Source organism: Demequina ureilytica (assembly GCF_048553575.1).
GTDB lineage: Bacteria > Actinomycetota > Actinomycetes > Actinomycetales > Demequinaceae > Demequina.
The window spans coordinates 1,219,402-1,237,284 of sequence record NZ_JBLZIE010000001.1 but is presented as its reverse complement, the minus strand read 5'-3'; the positions used below and the strand labels follow the sequence as shown (position 1 = coordinate 1,237,284).

At 68.6% G+C, this 17,883-nt stretch carries 19 protein-coding genes; 5 read left to right on the top strand and 14 right to left on the bottom strand.

The features are described from left to right. Positions 1 to 46: 46 nt before the first annotated feature. From ACNI3K_RS05665 to uraD, 5 genes are all read right to left on the bottom strand, one after another. Positions 47 to 883, bottom strand: a complete 837-nt coding sequence (locus ACNI3K_RS05665; RefSeq protein WP_419390868.1) for an aldo/keto reductase — start codon at positions 881 to 883, stop codon at positions 47 to 49. A 52-nt stretch (positions 884 to 935) separates the two neighbouring features. Further along, complete coding sequence (locus tag ACNI3K_RS05660) at positions 936 to 1,154, bottom strand: helix-turn-helix domain-containing protein (RefSeq protein ID WP_419390867.1); 219 nt, start codon at positions 1,152 to 1,154, stop codon at positions 936 to 938. Beyond that, positions 1,154 to 1,630, bottom strand: coding sequence for a DUF2975 domain-containing protein (locus ACNI3K_RS05655; protein ID WP_419390866.1), 477 nt, complete (start codon positions 1,628 to 1,630; stop codon positions 1,154 to 1,156). Before ACNI3K_RS05655 ends, ACNI3K_RS05660 begins: the two co-directional genes overlap by 1 nt. Before the next feature lie 116 nt (positions 1,631 to 1,746). Next, positions 1,747 to 2,079, bottom strand: a complete 333-nt coding sequence (gene uraH, locus ACNI3K_RS05650; RefSeq protein WP_419390865.1) for a hydroxyisourate hydrolase — start codon at positions 2,077 to 2,079, stop codon at positions 1,747 to 1,749. Then, a complete protein-coding gene (uraD, locus tag ACNI3K_RS05645) occupies positions 2,076 to 2,543 on the bottom strand; it encodes a 2-oxo-4-hydroxy-4-carboxy-5-ureidoimidazoline decarboxylase (protein WP_419390864.1) in 468 nt (155 codons plus the stop codon). Before uraD ends, uraH begins: the two co-directional genes overlap by 4 nt. Positions 2,544 to 2,565: 22 nt before the next feature. On the opposite strand from uraD, the gene ACNI3K_RS05640 reads away from it, so the two are divergent. After that, positions 2,566 to 3,123 carry a nucleotidyltransferase family protein gene (locus ACNI3K_RS05640; RefSeq protein WP_419390863.1) on the top strand — a complete coding sequence of 186 codons (558 nt, stop codon included), beginning with the start codon at positions 2,566 to 2,568 and terminating at the stop codon, positions 3,121 to 3,123. A 7-nt stretch (positions 3,124 to 3,130) separates the two neighbouring features. On the opposite strand, the gene ACNI3K_RS05635 is transcribed toward ACNI3K_RS05640, so the two are convergent. From ACNI3K_RS05635 to ACNI3K_RS05615, 5 genes are all read right to left on the bottom strand, one after another. Then, positions 3,131 to 4,087: a diacylglycerol/lipid kinase family protein gene (locus tag ACNI3K_RS05635; protein WP_419390862.1), complete on the bottom strand. Its 957-nt coding sequence runs from the start codon at positions 4,085 to 4,087 to the stop codon at positions 3,131 to 3,133. 227 nt (positions 4,088 to 4,314) lie between these two features. Further along, positions 4,315 to 5,565: an allantoate amidohydrolase gene (locus ACNI3K_RS05630; RefSeq protein ID WP_419390861.1), complete on the bottom strand. Its 1,251-nt coding sequence runs from the start codon at positions 5,563 to 5,565 to the stop codon at positions 4,315 to 4,317. Then, positions 5,562 to 6,788 carry a (S)-ureidoglycine--glyoxylate transaminase gene (gene pucG, locus ACNI3K_RS05625; protein ID WP_419390860.1) on the bottom strand — a complete coding sequence of 409 codons (1,227 nt, stop codon included), beginning with the start codon at positions 6,786 to 6,788 and terminating at the stop codon, positions 5,562 to 5,564. The genes ACNI3K_RS05630 and pucG overlap by 4 nt, the downstream gene beginning before the upstream one ends. A gap of 111 nt (positions 6,789 to 6,899) precedes the next feature. Next, complete coding sequence (locus ACNI3K_RS05620) at positions 6,900 to 8,522, bottom strand: AtzH-like domain-containing protein (protein WP_419390859.1); 1,623 nt, start codon at positions 8,520 to 8,522, stop codon at positions 6,900 to 6,902. After that, complete coding sequence (locus tag ACNI3K_RS05615; protein ID WP_419390858.1) at positions 8,515 to 9,612, bottom strand: acetamidase/formamidase family protein; 1,098 nt, start codon at positions 9,610 to 9,612, stop codon at positions 8,515 to 8,517. The genes ACNI3K_RS05620 and ACNI3K_RS05615 overlap by 8 nt, the downstream gene beginning before the upstream one ends. A 115-nt stretch (positions 9,613 to 9,727) precedes the next feature. Between ACNI3K_RS05615 and ACNI3K_RS05610 the strand changes: the two genes are divergently transcribed. Together ACNI3K_RS05610 and ACNI3K_RS05605 are read left to right on the top strand one after the other, a co-directional pair. Further along, positions 9,728 to 10,432 (top strand): YoaK family protein, encoded by a 705-nt coding sequence (locus ACNI3K_RS05610; protein ID WP_419390857.1) that lies wholly within the window; start codon positions 9,728 to 9,730, stop codon positions 10,430 to 10,432. 302 nt (positions 10,433 to 10,734) lie between these two features. After that, positions 10,735 to 11,181, top strand: a complete 447-nt coding sequence (locus tag ACNI3K_RS05605) for an Hsp20/alpha crystallin family protein (protein WP_419390856.1) — start codon at positions 10,735 to 10,737, stop codon at positions 11,179 to 11,181. 71 nt (positions 11,182 to 11,252) lie between these two features. On the opposite strand, the gene ACNI3K_RS05600 is transcribed toward ACNI3K_RS05605, so the two are convergent. Together ACNI3K_RS05600 and ACNI3K_RS05595 are read right to left on the bottom strand one after the other, a co-directional pair. Then, entirely contained in the window at positions 11,253 to 12,395 is a 1,143-nt protein-coding gene (locus ACNI3K_RS05600) for an SDR family NAD(P)-dependent oxidoreductase (protein WP_419390855.1), read from the bottom strand. Positions 12,396 to 12,412: 17 nt separating this feature from the next. Continuing rightward, a complete protein-coding gene (locus ACNI3K_RS05595) occupies positions 12,413 to 14,065 on the bottom strand; it encodes an FAD-binding protein (RefSeq protein ID WP_419390854.1) in 1,653 nt (550 codons plus the stop codon). A gap of 59 nt (positions 14,066 to 14,124) precedes the next feature. Here ACNI3K_RS05595 and ACNI3K_RS05590 point away from each other — a divergent pair, with 59 nt between their 5' ends. Further along, the gene (locus ACNI3K_RS05590; protein ID WP_419390853.1) at positions 14,125 to 14,706 is read left to right on the top strand and encodes a TetR/AcrR family transcriptional regulator; all 582 of its coding nucleotides are present in this window, start codon (positions 14,125 to 14,127) and stop codon (positions 14,704 to 14,706) included. On the opposite strand, the gene mgrA is transcribed toward ACNI3K_RS05590, so the two are convergent. Beyond that, positions 14,703 to 15,743 carry an L-glyceraldehyde 3-phosphate reductase gene (gene mgrA, locus ACNI3K_RS05585; RefSeq protein WP_419390852.1) on the bottom strand — a complete coding sequence of 347 codons (1,041 nt, stop codon included), beginning with the start codon at positions 15,741 to 15,743 and terminating at the stop codon, positions 14,703 to 14,705. The genes ACNI3K_RS05590 and mgrA overlap by 4 nt on opposite strands. Before the next feature lie 121 nt (positions 15,744 to 15,864). Between mgrA and ACNI3K_RS05580 the strand changes: the two genes are divergently transcribed. Further along, positions 15,865 to 16,788 (top strand): NADP-dependent oxidoreductase, encoded by a 924-nt coding sequence (locus ACNI3K_RS05580; RefSeq protein ID WP_419390851.1) that lies wholly within the window; start codon positions 15,865 to 15,867, stop codon positions 16,786 to 16,788. Here ACNI3K_RS05580 and ACNI3K_RS05575 read toward each other — a convergent pair. Next, on the bottom strand, positions 16,785 to 17,819 hold the full coding sequence (locus ACNI3K_RS05575; protein WP_419391110.1) for a LacI family DNA-binding transcriptional regulator: 1,035 nt from the start codon (positions 17,817 to 17,819) through the stop codon (positions 16,785 to 16,787). The two genes, ACNI3K_RS05580 and ACNI3K_RS05575, sit on opposite strands and share 4 nt — an antisense overlap. Positions 17,820 to 17,883: the final 64 nt, after the last annotated feature.

Genomic DNA, 17,883 nt, shown 5'->3' with positions numbered 1-17,883 from the left:
CACCGGGCGAGCGCATCGGCCCTTCGCACGCTCACGCGATGCCAACTCACACCCTGTCGAACGTGTCCGGATCGGGGCCTACGCGGCCCTCGGGACCGCGGTCGAGCGCGTCGATCTGCTCCATCTGCTCCGGCGTCAGCTCGAAGTCGAAGATCTGGAGGTTCTCCTCCATGCGTTCACGGTGCATCGACTTGGGGAAGATGATGTCGCCACGCTGGATGTGCCAGCGGAGGATGACCTGCGAGGGTGCGCGCTCGAGCCCTGAGGCGATTCTGCCGATCACGTCGTCGTCAAGCACTGCGCCCTGGCCCAGCGGGCCCCACGCCTCGACGGCTATCGCGTGCTCGTGCGATGCGCGCCGAGCCTCATCGTTGCGGAAGTATGGGTGTGCCTCGATCTGGTTGACCACGGGGGCGAAGCCGGTCTCGCCAACGATCCGGTCGAGGTGATCGGGCTGGAAGTTCGATACCCCGGCCGAGGCCAGGCGGCCACCCTCGACCAACTCCACCATCGCCTTCCAGGTCGACACGAAGTCGCCGTCATAGCGGGTGGGCAGCGGCCAGTGGATGAGGAACAGGTCGAGCTTGTCGACCCGCAGCTTTTCGAGCGTCTCGTCGAAGGTCCGCAGCACGTCGTCGCGCTCATGGTTGGGGTTGTTGAGCTTGCTGGTGATGTAGACCTCGTCGCGCGCGAGTCCAGAGTTCGCGATCGCCTCGCCCACCTCGGCCTCGTTGCTGTACCCCTGAGCGGTGTCGATGTGCCGGTAGCCCACCTCGAGCGCCGTGCCGACGGTGGCGGCGGTCTCCTCAGGCGGCACAAGGTACGTGCCGAATCCGAGTTGCGGGATGGTCGTGCCGTCGTTCAGTGTCGTGGAGGGAATCATGTGGGGGCCAACCCCGATGGACGGTTCAAGATTCCCTTATCGGTGCGCGGGCTCAGTCCCGAGAGCCGGCTTCCTCCCAGCGCAGGACGTCCCCGGGCTGGCAGTCGAGCACCTCGCAGATCCGCTCCAGCGTGGTGAACCGGATCGCCTTGGCGCGGCCGTTCTTCAGCACGGCGACGTTGGCTGGGGTGATCCCCACAGCCTCGGCGAAGTCCCCCACGGACATCTTGCGCCTCGCGAGCATCACGTCGATGTCGACCACGATCGCCATCAGATCACCTCCGTGAGCTCGGTGCGATCCGCGATCGCGGTCGACAGGAGGCCACGCATCACCAGCATCAGGAGAACGAAGGCCGTACCTCCCACGAGCGATCCGATCCACAAGAAGGCGGCGGGTGGTCCGCCGATGCTCTCGACAAACATCATGTGCGACGAGACTGCGAGGCACATGACGGCCGCCACTGCCCCGCACCAAGCGATGGCGTCGACCCATCGCAGCGCCCTGGCAGTGAACACTTGGCCCGTCGCCCCCAGGCTCAGCAGTCGCCACACCACGGCGAGTGCCACTTGGAAGCATGCGATGGCTGCGATTCCCGCGGCCGAGTACGGCGCCTCGAGATGCGCCGCGTCGGGGTAGGTCGCCCCCATGTCAGCCGCGGTCGTAGGCACCAGCGCTTGGAAGCCGAGCGCACCGAGGAACAGAAGGACGAGGAGCAGGCGCAGCGCGCCAATCACTAGCGGGTTCATGTATTGATAATCGATAGATTTCTATCGATTGTCAAGTGTCAGCGCGGTCGATGCGACAGTGAGTGCCGGATAGCGCGCCGCGAAGCGCAGCAGGCGACAGTGAGTGCCGGACGGGGTCAGGAGCCCCGGTACGTCGAGTAGGCGAACGGGCTCAGCAGCAGGGGGACGTGATAGTGCTCGGCGCCGTCGACCTCGAACGTGATGACCACCTCGGGATAGAACGTCTCGACGTCCAGTTGCGAGAAGTACATGCCGGTGTCGAACCGCACTTGGTAGACGCCGTTCTCGAGGTGCTCGGGGCCGAAGTCGCTCACGCGTCCGTCGTCATCGGTCACGGCGGACGCTACTGGCTCCCACCCCTCTCCCCCGCGCTCGGACAGGGTCACGGAGACGCCGGATGCGGGAGTGCCGCGAACGGCGTCCAGCACATGCGTGGTGACCTGGCTCATGCGTCCTCCCATATCTTCTTGAGGCGCAGCGCGGCGATCTGCCGCAACTGCTCGGCGACCTCGTCGGTCTCGACGCCCGGGTCGTTCATGAGGCGCCGGTCCAGCTCTTCGAGAATGGTGCGGCGGTCGCGACCCGCCGCGCGGATGAGGAACACGCGCCCGAACTGCGCCTCGTACTTCTCGTTGCCCAGTCGCAGCGCAGCCTCGAGCTGCTCGTCCGGGTCCTCGCTGGATGCCTGCTCCGCACGCGAGAAAGCGGCTTCCGCCCCTTCCCCTTCGGCCTTATCGCCGATGCGCGGGTGGGCTGCCAGCGCCTCGTCCACCTCGGCCTCGGAAAGCGGGGTGGCGGCGTCCAGCCCCGCCGCCACCAGCTCATCGGCCGTCTCGAAGTCACGCCCCGCGAGTTCGTCGGCCCAGCGCTCGACGCGCAGGGCTTCCAGCAGGCGGTCTCGTTCGAACTTCATCCACCCATCGTAGGGTGAGGTCATGGATGTCACGGGAGTGGTACTCGCCGCGGGAGCGGGAAGCCGCGCGGGCGGTCCGAAGGCCCTGCGCAGAACCGAGGACGGCACGCCGTGGCTCGAGATCGCGTGCACGGCCCTGCGCGAGGCAGGTTGCCGCGAGGTCATCGTCGTCCTCGGGGCGCAGGCCGATGCGGCACTCACCTTGGTGCCCCAGGGTGCGTTGCCCGTGGTCGCCACGGACTGGGAGGACGGCCAGTCGGCGTCCCTGCGTGTGGGGCTAGCCGCCGCCGCGACGTCGAGCACCGACGCCGTGCTGCTCACCCTGGTCGACTTGCCCGAACAGACCGCCGCTGCGGGCCGTCGCGTGCTCGACGCGGCCCTCGACGACCCGCGCGGCACTCTGGCCCGCGCCCACTACGACGGCGAGCCCGGCCACCCGGTGCTGATGGGCCGCGACCACTGGGGAGACATTGGTGACACCGTGGTGGGCGACATGGGCGCCAAGGACTATCTGGTGCGCCACCTCACGGTCGCGGTGGACTGCTCGGATCTGGGCGGCGGGGCGGACGTCGACGCCTGACCACTGATCAGGCCTGAGGCGAACGCACGCTGACGGCGGCCGGCTGGACGCTGAAGTTCACACGCTTGCACTCCCCGACCTCGTCGCCGTCCAACTCCAGGACTCGCGGCTTGCCGAGTCTGAGCGTCGCCGACGTGAACTGTCGATTGGTGACGGCGCCGCTGCTCTCCGCCTTGCGCTTGCGGCCGAACAGGCGCTTGATCCCGTTGTCCCACAGCATGGTGCGCAGCGTCTGCAACCAGCCGCTCACACCGTCGGCTCGGAGCACGAGCATGTCGAGCGTGCCGTCCGCGGGGTCCGCGTCGGGCAGGAGCGTCACCCCGCCCTGCAGCATCCCGCAGTTGCCGACGATCAGCGTGTGTGCTCGCTCCCGTGAGGCCTTCCCGCCATCGACTTTGAGGTCCATGTTGATGACCTCGCTCGCGGACAGCGCGCGGCCCAGCGACTCGATGTAGGCCAGCCAGCCCACCTTGTCCTTGAGCCCCTCGGCCGTTTCGATGATCATGTGGGCGTCGATCCCGACGCCCGCCATCACCGTGAACGCGAGCTTCTCGCTGCCGTCCGACCTCGTGATGTCCGCCCAGCCCAGGTCGATGGAGCGGGCCTCGCAGTTCAGGGCTGTCTCCATGGCCTTCGCCGCGTCGTTCAGCGGGATCTCGAGGTTGCGTGCGAGGAGGTTGCCGGTGCCCATGGGGATGATCCCGAGGTCCGCAGATGACTCGACTTCCGCGAGGTACTCCGCGACGGCGCGGACGGTGCCGTCGCCGCCAGCGGCGATCACCAGGTCGACGCCGGCCTCGAGCGCATCCTTGGCCATGCCCCGGCCCGGGTCCTCCACGGTCGTCTCGAACCAGGACACCTGCATCTCCGGGTGCTCAGCGATCGCCGGTGCCAGCTCTTCTTCAAGCTCGGACCGGCTGGTCTTCGACGGGTTCAGGACGATTCCGACGTGCGTTGCACTCACCGCGGGGGCTCCCTTTGTGGATGTGGACTCGGAGCAAAGGTTGCCTTGTCCGTGATCTGCCTCAGAATACGGCACCCCTGGCGCACATCACCGAAGGCCGGACTCGGCATTGGCGAGTGGGGCCCGGGGGCGGACCAGCGCTCTCAAGAGAGCGTCAGTGTGGCCGAGTACCGCTCAACACCATGAGTTCGGCCCAAGGTCATAAACACCGCATCCAGAGTTATGACTTACGAGTTGTACCCCGCCAGTTCCAGCACGGCCCACTCGAACGCGTCCAGCGCGACCTCGACATCGTCCGCGCGCACCGCCTCGTCGCGGTGATGCGAGATGCCGTCCTTGCAGCGGATGAACAACATGGCGTAATCGCACAAGTCCGCGATCGCCATCGCGTCGTGTCCCGCCTTGGACAGCAGGTACATCGGTTCGGCGTCACCGGTGGCGCGGATCCCCGCCTCGACCGCGAGCGCCAGCGACTTCCCCACTTGGGTGGCCCGCGCCGCGTGCATCTCTGACACCTCGAAGGCAAGGTTCCGAGCCGCGGCGGCCTTGCGCGCCGTCTCCTCGATCTCGCGCCACACGTCGTCACGGACAGCATCCGACTCGGCGCGAAGATCCAGAGAGAACTCCACCCGGCCGGGGATGACGTTCATGGCGCCGGGGAAGGCCCGCAGCTTGCCCACGGTGCCCACCGCACCGGCATCGCGCGCGAGCACCTCGACTGCGGACACCACCTCGGAGGCGCCCAGCAGCGCGTCACGGCGACGTCCGTACGGCATGCCGCCCGCGTGCCCGGCCTCACCGATCATCTCGAGCTCGAACCGGCGCGCGCCCATGATGCCGCGCACCACGCCCAGAGCGCGGTCCGCGTCCTGCAGCAGCGGGCCTTGTTCGATGTGCGCCTCGAGGTAGCCGATCACCCGGGAGGGCTCGAGCGCAGCCTCGCCCACACGCGAAGGGTCGAGCCCGAAGGCCCGGAACGCATCCCACATCGTCACGCCGTGAGCGTCCTGCAGGCCCCACCATGAGTCATCCCATGTTCCGGCGACGGCGCACGAGCCCAGCAGAGTGCGCCCAAAGCGCGTGCCCTCCTCGTCCGCGAAGCCCAGCACCTCGACGCCAAAGGGCAGCTCGATGCGGCGCGCACGCAGCCGCCCCACCACCGCGATGGCCATGATCGTCCCCAGCACGCCGTCGTACTTGCCCGCACCCGGCACCGTGTCCAGGTGAGACCCCAGCAAAAGCACTGGCGCATCGGCCGTCGGACCTGCCAAGCTCCCCCGCTGATTGCCGGCAGCGTCCTGCCAAGCCGCGAGGCCCGCATCGGCCATCCACTCGCCCACGGTCCAATTGGTGCGCGCGTGCTCGGGGGTCAGGTAGCTGCGCTCGATGCCGTCGACTGCGGCGGAGATCCCAGCAAGGACGTCGCAACGCGCGAGCACCTCCGCCGCATCATGCGTTGACGCGGGTTCAGCGCTCACGCGGACGCCCCGTAGACCTCGTACGCGGCGTCCACACCAGCACCCGCGGGGGCACGATGCCCGGCCCGGCGGAGCACGGCCTCGAGTGAGGCGAGCGTCTGCAGCACGGCGTCCGCCCGGGCGTTGTAGCCCATGGTGCCCAGGCGCCAGATCTTCCCGTGCAGGGGACCGAACGAGGTGCCGATCTCGATGCCGAAGTCCTCGAGCATTGCGCGGCGCACCTCATCGCCGTTCACCCCGTCGGGGATCTTGACGCCGACGACGTTGGACATCTTGTAGGCGAGCTCTCCGAACGGTTTGAGCCCGAGAGCGGTGGTGCCGTCGAGCATCGCGCGACCGTGGAGCTGATGCCGGGCCCAGGACTCGGGGAGCCCCTCCTGCAGCAGGACCCGAGCGCACTCGCGCGCGCCGAACAGCATGGTCGTCGCCTCGGTGTGGTGGTTGAGCCGGCGCTCGGACCAGTAGTCGAAGATCTGCGCCATGTCCAAGTAGTTGGAGCGGATGGGGTGAGCCGAGACGGGGTCGCCCTCGTCGCGGATGCCCTCCTCGATGGACTTGCGCCCCTCGACCACTGCGGCGGCGCGCTCGGAGAACGTCACGGGCGCGGAGCCCGACGGACCTCCCAGGCACTTCTGTAGACCGGCGGTCGCGACGTCGATGCCCCACTCGTCGACCCGGAACTCGTTGCCGCCCAGGGTCGCCGTGCAGTCCGTGTAGAGCAGCGCGCCGTGCTTCTCGCACAGTTCGCCCAGCCCTTCGAGCGGCTGTGCGACCGTGGTCGAGGTGTCGCCATGGACGATGGCCAGCACCTTGGGGTTCACGTCGGACAGGGCCGCCTCAAGAGACTCCTCCGTGAACACACGGCCCCACTCCGTCTCGATGGTGTGGACCTCGGCGCCCGCCCGGCGGCAGATCTCCGCGAGCAGGTGACCGAACCTCCCGAAGATTGGCACGAGTACGCGGTCCCCGGGCTCGAGCAGCGACACGAGCGCCGCCTCGATGCCGGCGCGCGACGTGCCATCCACCACCATCGTGTGCGGGTTGTCCGTGATGAACACCTGCCGGTAGAGGTCCATGACCTCGTTCATGGTGTCCGTCATCCAGGGGTCGTACTGCCCCACCAACTGAGCCGACATGGCGCGCAGCACGCGCGGATCCGCGTTGATGGGGCCGGGGCCCATGAGGAGCCGCTGCGGCGGATTGATCGACTTAGGGATGATCACCCTGCCATCATGCCAAGTTCGAGGTTACCGGTGGGTTACGTGAATGCGGCCGATGCGCGCATGGGGCTGCGCAGTCACCTCACCTTGCGCTCGATTCAGCCCGCGATACCTCTACCGCAGTGCGTCGACCCATCCCAGCGCGACGTCGATGAGCGCCAGGTCGCTGCCGTGCGGTCCCACGAGGCTGAGTCCCACCGGGCCGCCGTCGAGCTCGAGCAGCGGCACGGACAGCGCGGGCCGTCCAGTGATGCCCGCCACCGCGGTGATCCCGAGCGTCGCCTCGCGCACCTTCTGCAGTCGCTCGGGCGACGCGTCGAGGGGCGGGGCGGCCGAGCTGGTCGACGGCAGCAGCAGGATGGCGTCGCCGAGAGCGGCGTCGATCTTCTCCCGCGCCGCCTGCTTGGCCTCCAGCGCCTCCTCCTCTTCAGCCTCGGTCACCGATGCGGCCCAGGCGAACCTTTCAGCGACGTCGGGCGCGAGCGCGTCCGGGTGCGCCTCGACCCACCCCTGCCACGACCGAGCGGCCTCCGCAGACTGCGTGTAGCGGAAGATGCGGAACAGCTCGGCCGGCCCGGGCATGCTCACCGGCTCGAGCGAGGCGAACACGCCGTGGGCCGCAAGACCATCGATGACGTCTGCAAGCCCTCCGCGCACATCGGCATCGGCGGCCTCAAACAGCGCCGCGGCGACCACCGCGCGGTCGCTGGCGAGCATCCGTTGCGTCCCCGGCGCAAGGGACGCGGCAGCCGCGGCGCGCAGCGTCGCGCCGTCGCGGGCGAGCCATCCCGGGGTGTCGTAGGACGGGGCGAGCGGCAGTGCTCCGGCCAACGAGACGGCGTCATGCGTGGGGCGAAGGCCCCACAGCCCCTGGTAGGAGGCGGGCACCCGGATCGAACCCGCAGTGTCCGTGCCAAGGCCCAGGCTCGCGTGGCCGCTCGCCACCGCCGTGGCGGGGCCAGACGAGGAGCCTCCGGGGATCGTGCCCGGCGCGGCCGGGTTGGGCGGCGTCCCGTACGCGCCGTTCTTGCCCGCGATCGAGTACGCGAACTGATCGGTCTGCGCGATGCCCCGCACCGAGGCGCCGGCGCTGAGCAACGCCGCAACCGCATCCGCCGGCTCGTGCTCGACTGGCGACTCGGCAAGGTAGGCGGGAACTCCGGCACCGACCCGGTAGCCAGGAACCGCAAAGACGTCCTTGACGGCGACCGTCGCTCCGGACAGGGGCCCGTCCGCGGTCGCGGGCACGAGCGGTGACCCGAGCACGCGCCAAATACGAGTGTCCAGGGCTGGCGCAGGCGCGCTCACGTGTGCTGCGGTGATGACCCAGCCGCCGGGCGTCTCACGCTCGTCACCACTGCGCTCCCACAGCTGGGTGACCAGACCACGCCCTCCCGCGTCAGCGACGTTGACGGAAGTCACGTAGGCGTGGGTCTCGGTGATGGGGCGCACCTGGATCTCCGTCACGGTGCGCGCGGGCGCTCCCCCGCGGCCCGTGCGGAATCGGTCGATGTTGGCGCGCCCCACCAGCAGGCCGCCGGAGTCGCCGCGCATCACGTCCGGCCCGTCGGCGAAGTAGGCGCCCAGCCGCTCGACGTCGTCCGCCATCAGCGCTGCCTCGTAGCCCCAGAAGGCGTCCAGCAGCTGCGGCGGCGGCTCGACGCCTTTGGGAAGCTGCAGGATCGCCTGCAGGTCGCGGGCGGCGTCCTGTGCCGGGTGCTCGCTGCGCTCAGTCATCTCGCACCGCCGCGAAGTCGCTCACTCTGATCATGGCGTGTACCCCCTGGACGAGGTCTACCACCTGCGAGATGCGGAAGTCAGTGGCAGCGCTCAGGTACGCGTAGGCCAGGTGCGCCTCCATTCCGTAGCGCGCGCTGAGGATGGCGACCGCCTGCCGCACGCACGCCCGCATTGCCTCGTCGAGATCCGCGTCGAGGCCGGTGGGAATCAAGTAGTCAGCGGACTCACCGAGAGGCCCCGCCAACGCACCGAAGGCCCGCGCCGCCTCGCGCTCCGGCACCACGTCGAACCGGACGGTCGCGCGCAGCGACGCCTCAAGCGCCGTGAGCGCCACTTCGCCATCGCCTTGAGCGAAGTGCGGGTCGCCCAGATATGCCAGAGCACCGGGGACCTGCACGGGCAGGTACAGCCGCGTGCCGGCCACGAGCTCCTTGATGTCGAGATTGCCGCCGTGCGCGCCCGGGGGCACCGAGTGCGCGCGCTCATCCGTGTCGGTCGCGACCCCGATGATCCCCATGAAGGGTGCGAGCGGGAAGCCGGCCACCGGGGGCCCGCCCTCGCGGCCTAGGAGCCATCCCCGCCACTGCCCCGCGGTGTCGCGCCCGAGCTCTGAGAACACGCTGACGCCGTCCGGTCCCACTGGCATCTCGCCAGCCAGGGCACCGCGCCCGTGGCGATTCGAGATCACGCCGTACGGCACGCGCGGAGTGAACTCGAGCAGGTCGACCACGAGCAGGTCGCCCGGCCGCGCTCCGCGCACCTCGATGGGCCCCGTGACCACGTGCGGGCCGTCGTCCGCCGAGCGAGCCCCCGACTCGGCGAACTCGGACGCCTCGGCGAGCACCGCATCGGCGCTCACCCCGTGACCCGCGAAAAACCGAACGGGATCCGATCCTTGATCAGGGAGCAGGCCCTCGTGGGAGAGGGTGTCCACCACCACCGTCGCACCGGGGTCGACCGTGAGCGCCGGAGCATCGCCCCTGGCGGGAAGCCGCCCCCACAGCGCGGTGTCGGTGGAGACAGGCAGATAGGTCGCGCCCTCGGGCACGCCCTCGCCCCTGCGCAGCACGCCGGCGTATTCGCCCATTCTCACGTCTCCTGCCTGGTCGGTGCCCTACTCTTGTTCGAGACTACCGGCGCCCTGGCCAAGGATGGCTCCACCGCGAACTCGGTGCGGGGCTATTCGACACAAGGAGGCCTCCATGCGCGACGCCCTGCGACGAGACGTCGCCCGCACCCACCTCGGGCTCATGCTCGCCCTGACGTTCTCCACCGGAGTCATCGACGCAGTGGGCTACTTGGGGCTCGACCGTGTCTTCACCGGCAACATGACGGGTAACGTCGTGATCCTCGGCATGGCCCTCACTGGCGTCGACGACCTGCCCGTGCTCGGTCCGGTGCTTGCGCTCGTGGGCTTCCTGCTGGGCGCTGCGATAGGCGGGCGCACGCTGCGCACCTTTGACGCCGGGTGGTCGAACAAGACCACCCTGCTGTTCTCCTTCGTTGCCATCGCGCTGATCGCCTCCGCCATCGTCGCGACCATCGAATCCGAGCCGCCGCACCCTCTCGCGTTCTCGATCACTGCCGCGCTCGGGGCAGCCATGGGTCTTCAGGCTGCTGTCGCGCGCCACATCGCCGTCAAGGACATCACCACCGTGGTCGTCACGTCGACCATCACGGGCCTGGCCGCAGACTCGTTCGCGGGCGGAGAGGGCCTGAACTTCTGGAAGCGGCGCATGGGCGCGATCCTGCTCATCGGCGCCGGCGCCTGCGCGGGGGCGCTGCTATTGAACATCCACATCGCCGCCGGCATGCTCGCGAGCGCGCTCATCACCATCGTGGTGACCATCATCGGACACGTGTCCAAGCCGCGGCCGGGCGATCTGGCCGGAGCCACGGGCCTGTAGCGCGCCCGCATCTCGGGGTGCCCGCCACGCGCCACCCCGCCCATACGCCCTTGCCGACAGTGTGAACCAATCGGGGGCCGACACGCGGCGCTACCCCGCATTACCCTCTCTGCGCCTGGCGTGTCTCGACGCTTCTGGTTCTAACTTTCGGGACGGCGGGGCGGCCGCGATCTCCCTCAGCGAACATGCCTTTCCCAGAGTTGCGCGCCCTCGACTCAAGTCTTAACATGAGTGTCATCGGCTCAACTTTGACGCCGACGCCGCCACAGGGGCGGTGACACGACACTTTCAGGAGGTTCACCATGGCACGAGAGGTCACTCGTCAGACGGTCCCGGCGACGGCTCAGTCGCTGTGGCAGGACGACTTCAACCGGATGGTCCGCCAGTTCTTCGGCGACTCCGACGCGTCGCTCGCGGGCGCCTTCAGCCCCGCCCTCGACGTAGAGGAGACCGAGGACGGCTTCACCCTTCACGTCGAGCTGCCGGGCGTGACGCCCGACCAGGTCGACGTCTCGATCGAGGAGAACGTGCTGACCGTTGCGGGCCAGCGCGACTTCTACTCGGACACCAACGCCGACGGCTTCAAGCGCATCGAGCGCCGGTTCGGCCGCTTCCACCGCGCGGTGAGGCTGCCCGACCGCGTGGACCCCGACGGGATCCAGGCGGCGTACCGGGACGGCCTGCTCACCATCACGGTGCCCAAGGCCGAGTCCGCCAAGCCCCGACGGATTCAGGTCGCCACGGCGTAAGCGCGGCGACGCACCAAGGGCCGGGTCCGCCTCCACGGCGGTCCCGGCCCCTTGCTGCGCATCGACGGCCCCTACACCGCCGACCACCCGCCGTCCGAGGGCAGGATCGCGCCGTTGATGTTGTGGGCGTCGTCGGAGAGCAGGAAGGCGATCGAGGCCGCGAGCGACTCCGGCCCCACGGGCGTGGGCATGGCGGCCATGGCCGTGTGAATGCGCGCCCTCCCAAGGGCCGAGTCGAAGCCCGCCTCGATTCCGGTGATGACCGGCCCGGGCGCGACGGCATTGACGCGGATGCCTTGGGGTCCGTACATGAACGCGCTCGACTTGGTGATACCGACGACGGCGTGCTTGGACGCGGTGTACGCGAGCCCCGCCGCGGAGCCTCGCAGCCCCGCCTCCGATGTGACGTTGACGATCGCTCCCGCGTGGGCCTCCAGCATCGCCGGGATCACGGCGCGCGAGAGCTTGAACAGACCGGTCGCGTTGACCGCCATCACGCGATCCCACACCTCGTCGCTGACCTCGTGCAGCGGGGTCATGTTGTCCATGATCCCCGCCACGTTCGCGAGTCCGTCGATCCGGTCTCCGGCCGTGTCCACGATGGCGTCGACGCCCGCCTGCTGGGTGATGTCCGCGAAGACTTTGACGATCTCGGCGTCCGGGTTCTCGGCGATGAGCTCGTCGAGGCCCGGCTCCTTGACGTCCGCCGCGATCACACGACCACCCTCGCGCGCAATGCGGGAGGCGGTCGCGCGGCCAATGCCGGACCCCGCGCCCGTGACAATCACCGTTTTACCCGCAAAGCGGCCCGGCGTGACGACTTCCACGAACTCGGGCAGGTCGATCTCCTCGACTCCGTCGCCGCCCTCGGGGGCCGATGCGCGGGCCGGCTCGGTCACTGCAGGCTCGGCGGACGGGTCGTAGCCCTCCGCCTTCACCACCAGCTGTGCGATCGTCTCCTCGGTGAACTGCCCCTTGCTCATGGGGATCAGACGCTTCATGGCGAAGCCGCGCACGGGCTTCAGCTGCGACTCGTCAGAGCCCGCCTCCGCGAGCATCGCCCGCAGCACGGGCCCGCCCCGGGGGTGGTCCAGCCAGTCCTTGATCTTGGTGTCGCCGCTGAGCCCCGTCGAGCCGGGAGCAGAGGTGACGCCCGGCTCCGTCGCCGGAGCCGGGTCCTTGTCCTGCTTCTTGTCCTGCTTCTTGCCGAACATGTTGCCCTCCTTGTCCGTCAGGCCTTCGTCGACACCCTCGTAGCGGCGTGCCGTGCGCCCAGGTACCCGAAGACGGTAGCTGGGCCGATGGTCGAACCCGCGCCCGGATACGTGCGCCCCATGACCGCTGCGCTGGCGTTGCCTGCCGCATAGAGGCCCTCGATGGGGGCGCCATCGGTGTCGAGCACGCGCGCGTGCTCGTCGGTGAGGAGCCCGCCCTTGGTGCCGAGGTCTCCCGGCACCACCATGAATGCGCGGAACGGACCCTTCTCGATGGGTCCGAGGTTGGGGTTCTTGAGTGACGGATCGCCGTAGTAGTTGTCGTACTTGGTGCGACCGCGCTCGAAGTCCTCGTCCACCCCGTTGCGAGCGAACTTGTTAAAGCGCTGGATGGTCGCCTTGAACGTCGCCTTGTCGAGACCCAGCTTCTCAGCGAGTTCCTCGAGAGTGTCCGCCTCCACCACGCTGCCGGCTTCGCGAAGCTTCTTGAGCCCCTGCAACGCCGTGTTGTTGAGATACCGCTTCTGGTGGCGACGGTCCGTGACCATCCAACTGTGGATCGCGGGCACCGTCTTGTGGCGTTCCAGTATCGCGTGGCCGACATCGATGTAGCTCGCGGACTCGTTGACGAAGCGCTCACCCGTCTGGTCGACGATGATCGAGTAAGGGTTGGAGCGCTCGTTCACGCTGAAGCCCACGTTGCCGTCGGTGGTCACGAGAGAGGCGCCCCACCAGGCGTCGTCCATGAGCGCCACGTCGCCGCCGGCGTCGATTCCCACCTGAATGCCGGTGCCCATGTCGCCCTCGGGAGCCGAGGTGAAGCCCTCGATGCCATGGTGCTTGAGGCGCCATTCCTTGTTGGCCGCGAAGCCGCCGGTGCCGAGCATGATGCCGGCGCGTGCCTTGATGCGCACCGTGCCACCCGGCGAGGCGACCTCAGCGCCCACGGCGACGCCCGCATCGTCCTTGATGACTCGGGTGATCGGCGTGTTGAGCCGCACCTCGACGCCCGCCTTCTGCACGGCCACCATGAGGTGACCGACGTACGCTCCGCCGAGGCCGTACAGCCGTTTGCCCGTGATCAAGCCCTTGAGAGTGCGGCCCACGAACTGCGCGCCGCGCCAGAAGCCACTGGCGGAGGACCAGGCACGGGACAGCAGCCACACGTCGTCCGTCTTGACCGGGATCGGAACCATCGCGCGCGACTTGGCGTACCAGTCGCCCAGACGCTTGGAGTCGAAGGGCTCTGTCTCGATCGCGCGCCCGCCATCCATGCCGCCGGGCTTGTCGGGGTAGTAATCGGGATAGTCGGCGCTCAACGCCCACTTGACGCCCAGGCGCTTCCACTCGTTGTAGACGACCGGCACGGTGTCCACATACGCTTCGCGGCGTGCCTTCGAGCTTGCCGGCCCCACGTCACCGATGACGGTGTCCATGTAGGTGAGCACCTTCTCGCGGGAGTCTTCCTTGCCGAGCTTGCCCATGTCAGGGTGATTGGGCATCCACAGCCCGCCGCCGCTGATCGCAGTGGTGCCGCCCCACTTCTCGGTGCTCTCGACGATCAGTACCGTCAATCCCGCGTCCGCTCCGGCGATCGCAGCGCTCATCGCAGCAGCCCCGGATCCCGCCACTAGGAGATCGACTTCTTCATCCCACGTCTGCTCTGCCATCGGTGTGCCTCCCATGCACTCGCGTCCGGACAACGTTGTCCGGTGCCTATTCTAAGCCTATGACTGACGACCGCCGGGCGAACCGGGGACCGAGCGCCGGGCCGGAGAACCGCGCCGCACTCATCGCCGCTGCCCGAACGGTGTTCGACGAGCGCGGGGTCGACGCGCCTTTGTCCGCCGTCGCCAAACTCGCCGGCGTGGGCCAAGGCAGCCTCTACCGCCATTTCCCGGACCGCATTTCCCTGACCGTGGCGGTATTCGAGGAGAACGTCGAGGAGATCGAGCGGCTGGGTGAACGGCCGGACTCGACGATGCGCGACGTCCTCGACCTCGTCACGCATCAAGCGGAGGCGGCCTCCGCATTCATCGAGACCATCGCGGTCGCGAGGGCCGATGCGCGCGTCGCGGACTTCGACACGCGGCTTCGCGCGGTGCTCGCGAGCAAATGGTCTGAGGAGGCCCGGTCCCCGGATCGTGCTGACCTCCGCGCATCGGTGGACGACCTCATGCTCGCCGTCGGCATGGTCGCGATGGTGGTCAGCCACGCAGAGCGCGAGGACCGACATGCAGTGTCGGAACGCGCGTGGCGCCTGCTGGCGCCCGGGCTCCGCGGCGACGTCCCCGCGTCGCCTGATTCCTAGAGCGTGCCTTTGCGGGCATCGGCCCAAATGTCGACTCCGGCATCCGTCGCATGCTCGTCGATCGCCGCCAGCTCCGTCTCGGTGAAGTCGAGCCGTTCCAGTGCGCCCACGTTGTCCTCGAGCTGGCGCACCGAGCTCGCACCCATGACGATCGAGGTCACTCGTGGGTCGCGCAGCGTCCATGCGAGCGCCATCTGCGCCAGCGACTGCCCACGAGATCTCGCGATCTCGTTGAGTGCCCGCAAGCGGCGCACCACGTCGTCCGTCAGCCATGAGCTGTCAAGAGAGGACCCCTCGGACGCGCGCGAGCCCTCCGGGATGCCGTCCAGGTACTTGTCCGTGAGCATGCCCTGCGCGAGCGCCGTGAAGGCAATCACTCCGGCACCGGCCTCGTCGGTCGCGTCGAGCAGCCCTTCGTTCTCGACCCACCGGTTGAGCATGTTGTAGCTGGGCTGATGGATCAGCAGGGGCGTGCCGAGGTCCCGCAGCAGGGCGGCCATCTCGCGGGTGTGCTCCGCGTCGTAAGAGGAGATGCCGACGTACAGCGCGCGGCCCGAGCGCACGGCGGCGTCGAGCGCAGCCGCGGTCTCCTCGAGTGGGGTGGTCGGGTCGTACCGGTGCGAGTAGAAGATATCCACGTAGTCCAGCCCCATGCGCGCGAGCGACTGGTCGAGGCTCGCCAGCATGTACTTGCGCCCTCCCCCGCCTTGTCCGTAGGGGCCGGGCCACATGTCCCAACCGGCCTTGGTGGAGATCACGAGCTCGTCGCGATAGGGCGCCAGATCGCTGGCCATGACCTGGCCGAAGTTGCGCTCCGCAGATCCATACGGCGGTCCGTAGTTGTTGGCCAGGTCCATGTGGGTGACGCCCATGTCGAATGCGCTCGTGATGATGTCGCGCTGCGTCTCCAGAGGCCGATCATCGCCGAAGTTGTGCCACAGCCCGAGCGACAGCACCGGCAGGTCGAGGCCGGACCGGCCAGTCCGGCGGTACTTCATGGTGCCGTCGTAGCGGCCATGGTCGGCGACATACGTCATCGTGCGTCTCCTCAGTCGTGGGGCAGTGGTTCCACAGTCATCAACTGCGCGACAGGAGCGCGCATTCCGGCTGCCCACGTTGCAAGGAATGGGGGCACCGCACAGGGACGTTGTCCTCGCCATGAGAGCCATCACCTACGACCAATTCGGCTCAGCCGATGTCCTTGAGATGAGCGAGGCGCCCGAGCCGCACATCGGGCCGGACGCCATGGTGGTGGAGGTCCACGCTGTGGGGCTCAACCCCGTGGATTACAAGATCCGAGAGGGTTACCTCGAAGGCCTCATCGACACCCACCTTCCTGCCATCCCCGGTTGGGATGTGTCTGGGGTCGTAGTGCAGCCAGGGCTCGACACTCCTGAGTTCGCCGTGGGCGACGAGGTGTTCGCGTACGCGCGTGCCGACGTGGTCTCGGGAGGCACGCTCGCGGAAAGGGTCGCAGTTCCAGTGCGGACGGCGGCGCACAAGCCGAAGTCGATCTCGCACGCACAGGCCGCTGCTGTCCCGCTTGCGGGATTGACCGCCCTCCAGACCCTGCGGCGCGCCGGCGTCACGCGCGGGACAACCGTGCTGATCCACGGAGCCAGCGGCGGGGTTGGGACATTCGGCGTGCAGATCGCCCATCACCTCGGAGCCGACGTCGTGGGAACGGCCTCGCACGGCAACCACGACTACGTGTGCAACCTAGGTGCCAGTCACCTGCAATATGGCGACGGGCTGCTCGAGCGAGCGATCGAGGCGCGTCCGCACGGCTACGACGCCATCGTGGACTTCGCCGGCGGAGAGTCGCTGGACGACACATTGTCGCTGCTGGCGCCCGATGGGGTGGTGGCGTCCATCGCCGATCCCCGTGCCGCCACCGAGTTCGGAGGCCACTACATCTGGGTGAGGCCGGACGCGGCGGATCTTGCCGAGCTGGGCCGGCTGATCGACGAGGGTCACGTGCGCGTGGAGCTGGCTGGCCGCTATCCCCTCGCGGAGGCCGGCGAGGCCTATCGCGAACTGGAGCGCGGCCACGTCCGGGGCAAGATCGTCGTGACCGTCTAGGCGGATTCCCTCACCACGAGGGTCGTCGGCATGATCGTCGTGCGCGGCCTGTCGGTCTGACCGGCCAGCACCCCGAGCAGGATGTCGGCCATCTCACGGCCCATCTCCTCGGACGGTTGCCGCACAGTGGTCAGCGGAATCTCGCACGCCTCGACAGCCGGGCTGTCGTCGTAGCCCACGAGCGCCACGTCGTCGGGGATACGCAGGCCTCGGTCGAGAGCGACCGGCATCGCCCCGCTCGTCATGAGGTCCGAGGCGACGAAGATGCCGTCGACCTCTGGATATGTCGCCAGCACCTCGCGCATCGCACGCGCGCCGCCCAGCATCGTGTAGTCGCCATCGACGACGGGACCCGGCTGGAGTCCGGCATCGTGCAAAGCGCGCCGCCATCCTTCGACTCGGTCCAGTGAGCTGTGCATTGACAGCGGTCCCGAGATGGTCGCAATGCGCGTGCAGCCCCTGTCGATGAGTCGCTGGGTGGCCTTCACGGCACCGTCGACGTTGTTGACGTCGACCACGTAGGCGTCCACGCCCGGAATGGCCGACCGGCCGCCGAACACCACAGGCATCAGCTCGCCGATCTGGCGCAACGAATGGTCGCTCGTGTGATGCGAGACCACCACCACGCCGTCGACGGCACCACCCGCGAGGTAGCGCAGCATCTTGCCCTCGGGCGCTTGGCTCGCCACCATCAGGCTCAGCACGTAGTCGGACTGCTCGAGTCGACTGGTGATGCCCGCCACGATCGAAGCGAAGTAAACATCGCCAAGGAACCGCGTGATGTCCTCGGGGACCACCAGCGCGATCGCGTGCGACTGTTGGCTCGCGAGTGAGCGCGCGGCGCGATTCGGTACGTAGCCGAGCTCCGCAATGGCCTGTTCCACCGCCGCCGCACTGTCCGGATGCACCTTGGGAGAGCCGTTCACGACGCGCGACACCGTCGCGCGTGAGACGCCCGCCCGGGCCGCCACCGCTTCAAGAGTGGGGGCGGCGGCCCGGACGTAAGCTCGGTCCTTGCCCGTGGAGTACATTCTGCGAGCACTCGCGGGCTGCTCGCGCCGGCCGGAGACCGGCCCGGCGCTTGGGACCTGTGTC

Bases quoted from the DNA above. Each gene is read 5' to 3' on its own strand.
- ACNI3K_RS05665 (WP_419390868.1), bottom strand. From the start codon at position 883: ATGATTCCCTCCACGACACTGAACGACGGCACGACCATCCCGCAACTC.
- ACNI3K_RS05660 (WP_419390867.1), bottom strand. From the start codon at position 1,154: ATGGCGATCGTGGTCGACATCGACGTGATGCTCGCGAGGCGCAAGATG.
- ACNI3K_RS05655 (WP_419390866.1), bottom strand. From the start codon at position 1,630: ATGAACCCGCTAGTGATTGGCGCGCTGCGCCTGCTCCTCGTCCTTCTG.
- uraH (WP_419390865.1), bottom strand. From the start codon at position 2,079: ATGAGCCAGGTCACCACGCATGTGCTGGACGCCGTTCGCGGCACTCCC.
- uraD (WP_419390864.1), bottom strand. From the start codon at position 2,543: ATGAAGTTCGAACGAGACCGCCTGCTGGAAGCCCTGCGCGTCGAGCGC.
- ACNI3K_RS05640 (WP_419390863.1), top strand. From the start codon at position 2,566: ATGGATGTCACGGGAGTGGTACTCGCCGCGGGAGCGGGAAGCCGCGCG.
- ACNI3K_RS05620 (WP_419390859.1), bottom strand. From the start codon at position 8,522: ATGACTGAGCGCAGCGAGCACCCGGCACAGGACGCCGCCCGCGACCTG.
- ACNI3K_RS05615 (WP_419390858.1), bottom strand. From the start codon at position 9,612: ATGGGCGAATACGCCGGCGTGCTGCGCAGGGGCGAGGGCGTGCCCGAG.
- ACNI3K_RS05610 (WP_419390857.1), top strand. From the start codon at position 9,728: ATGCGCGACGCCCTGCGACGAGACGTCGCCCGCACCCACCTCGGGCTC.
- ACNI3K_RS05605 (WP_419390856.1), top strand. From the start codon at position 10,735: ATGGCACGAGAGGTCACTCGTCAGACGGTCCCGGCGACGGCTCAGTCG.
- ACNI3K_RS05600 (WP_419390855.1), bottom strand. From the start codon at position 12,395: ATGTTCGGCAAGAAGCAGGACAAGAAGCAGGACAAGGACCCGGCTCCG.
- ACNI3K_RS05595 (WP_419390854.1), bottom strand. From the start codon at position 14,065: ATGGCAGAGCAGACGTGGGATGAAGAAGTCGATCTCCTAGTGGCGGGA.
- ACNI3K_RS05590 (WP_419390853.1), top strand. From the start codon at position 14,125: ATGACTGACGACCGCCGGGCGAACCGGGGACCGAGCGCCGGGCCGGAG.
- mgrA (WP_419390852.1), bottom strand. From the start codon at position 15,743: ATGACGTATGTCGCCGACCATGGCCGCTACGACGGCACCATGAAGTAC.
- ACNI3K_RS05580 (WP_419390851.1), top strand. From the start codon at position 15,865: ATGAGAGCCATCACCTACGACCAATTCGGCTCAGCCGATGTCCTTGAG.
- ACNI3K_RS05575 (WP_419391110.1), bottom strand. From the start codon at position 17,819: ATGTACTCCACGGGCAAGGACCGAGCTTACGTCCGGGCCGCCGCCCCC.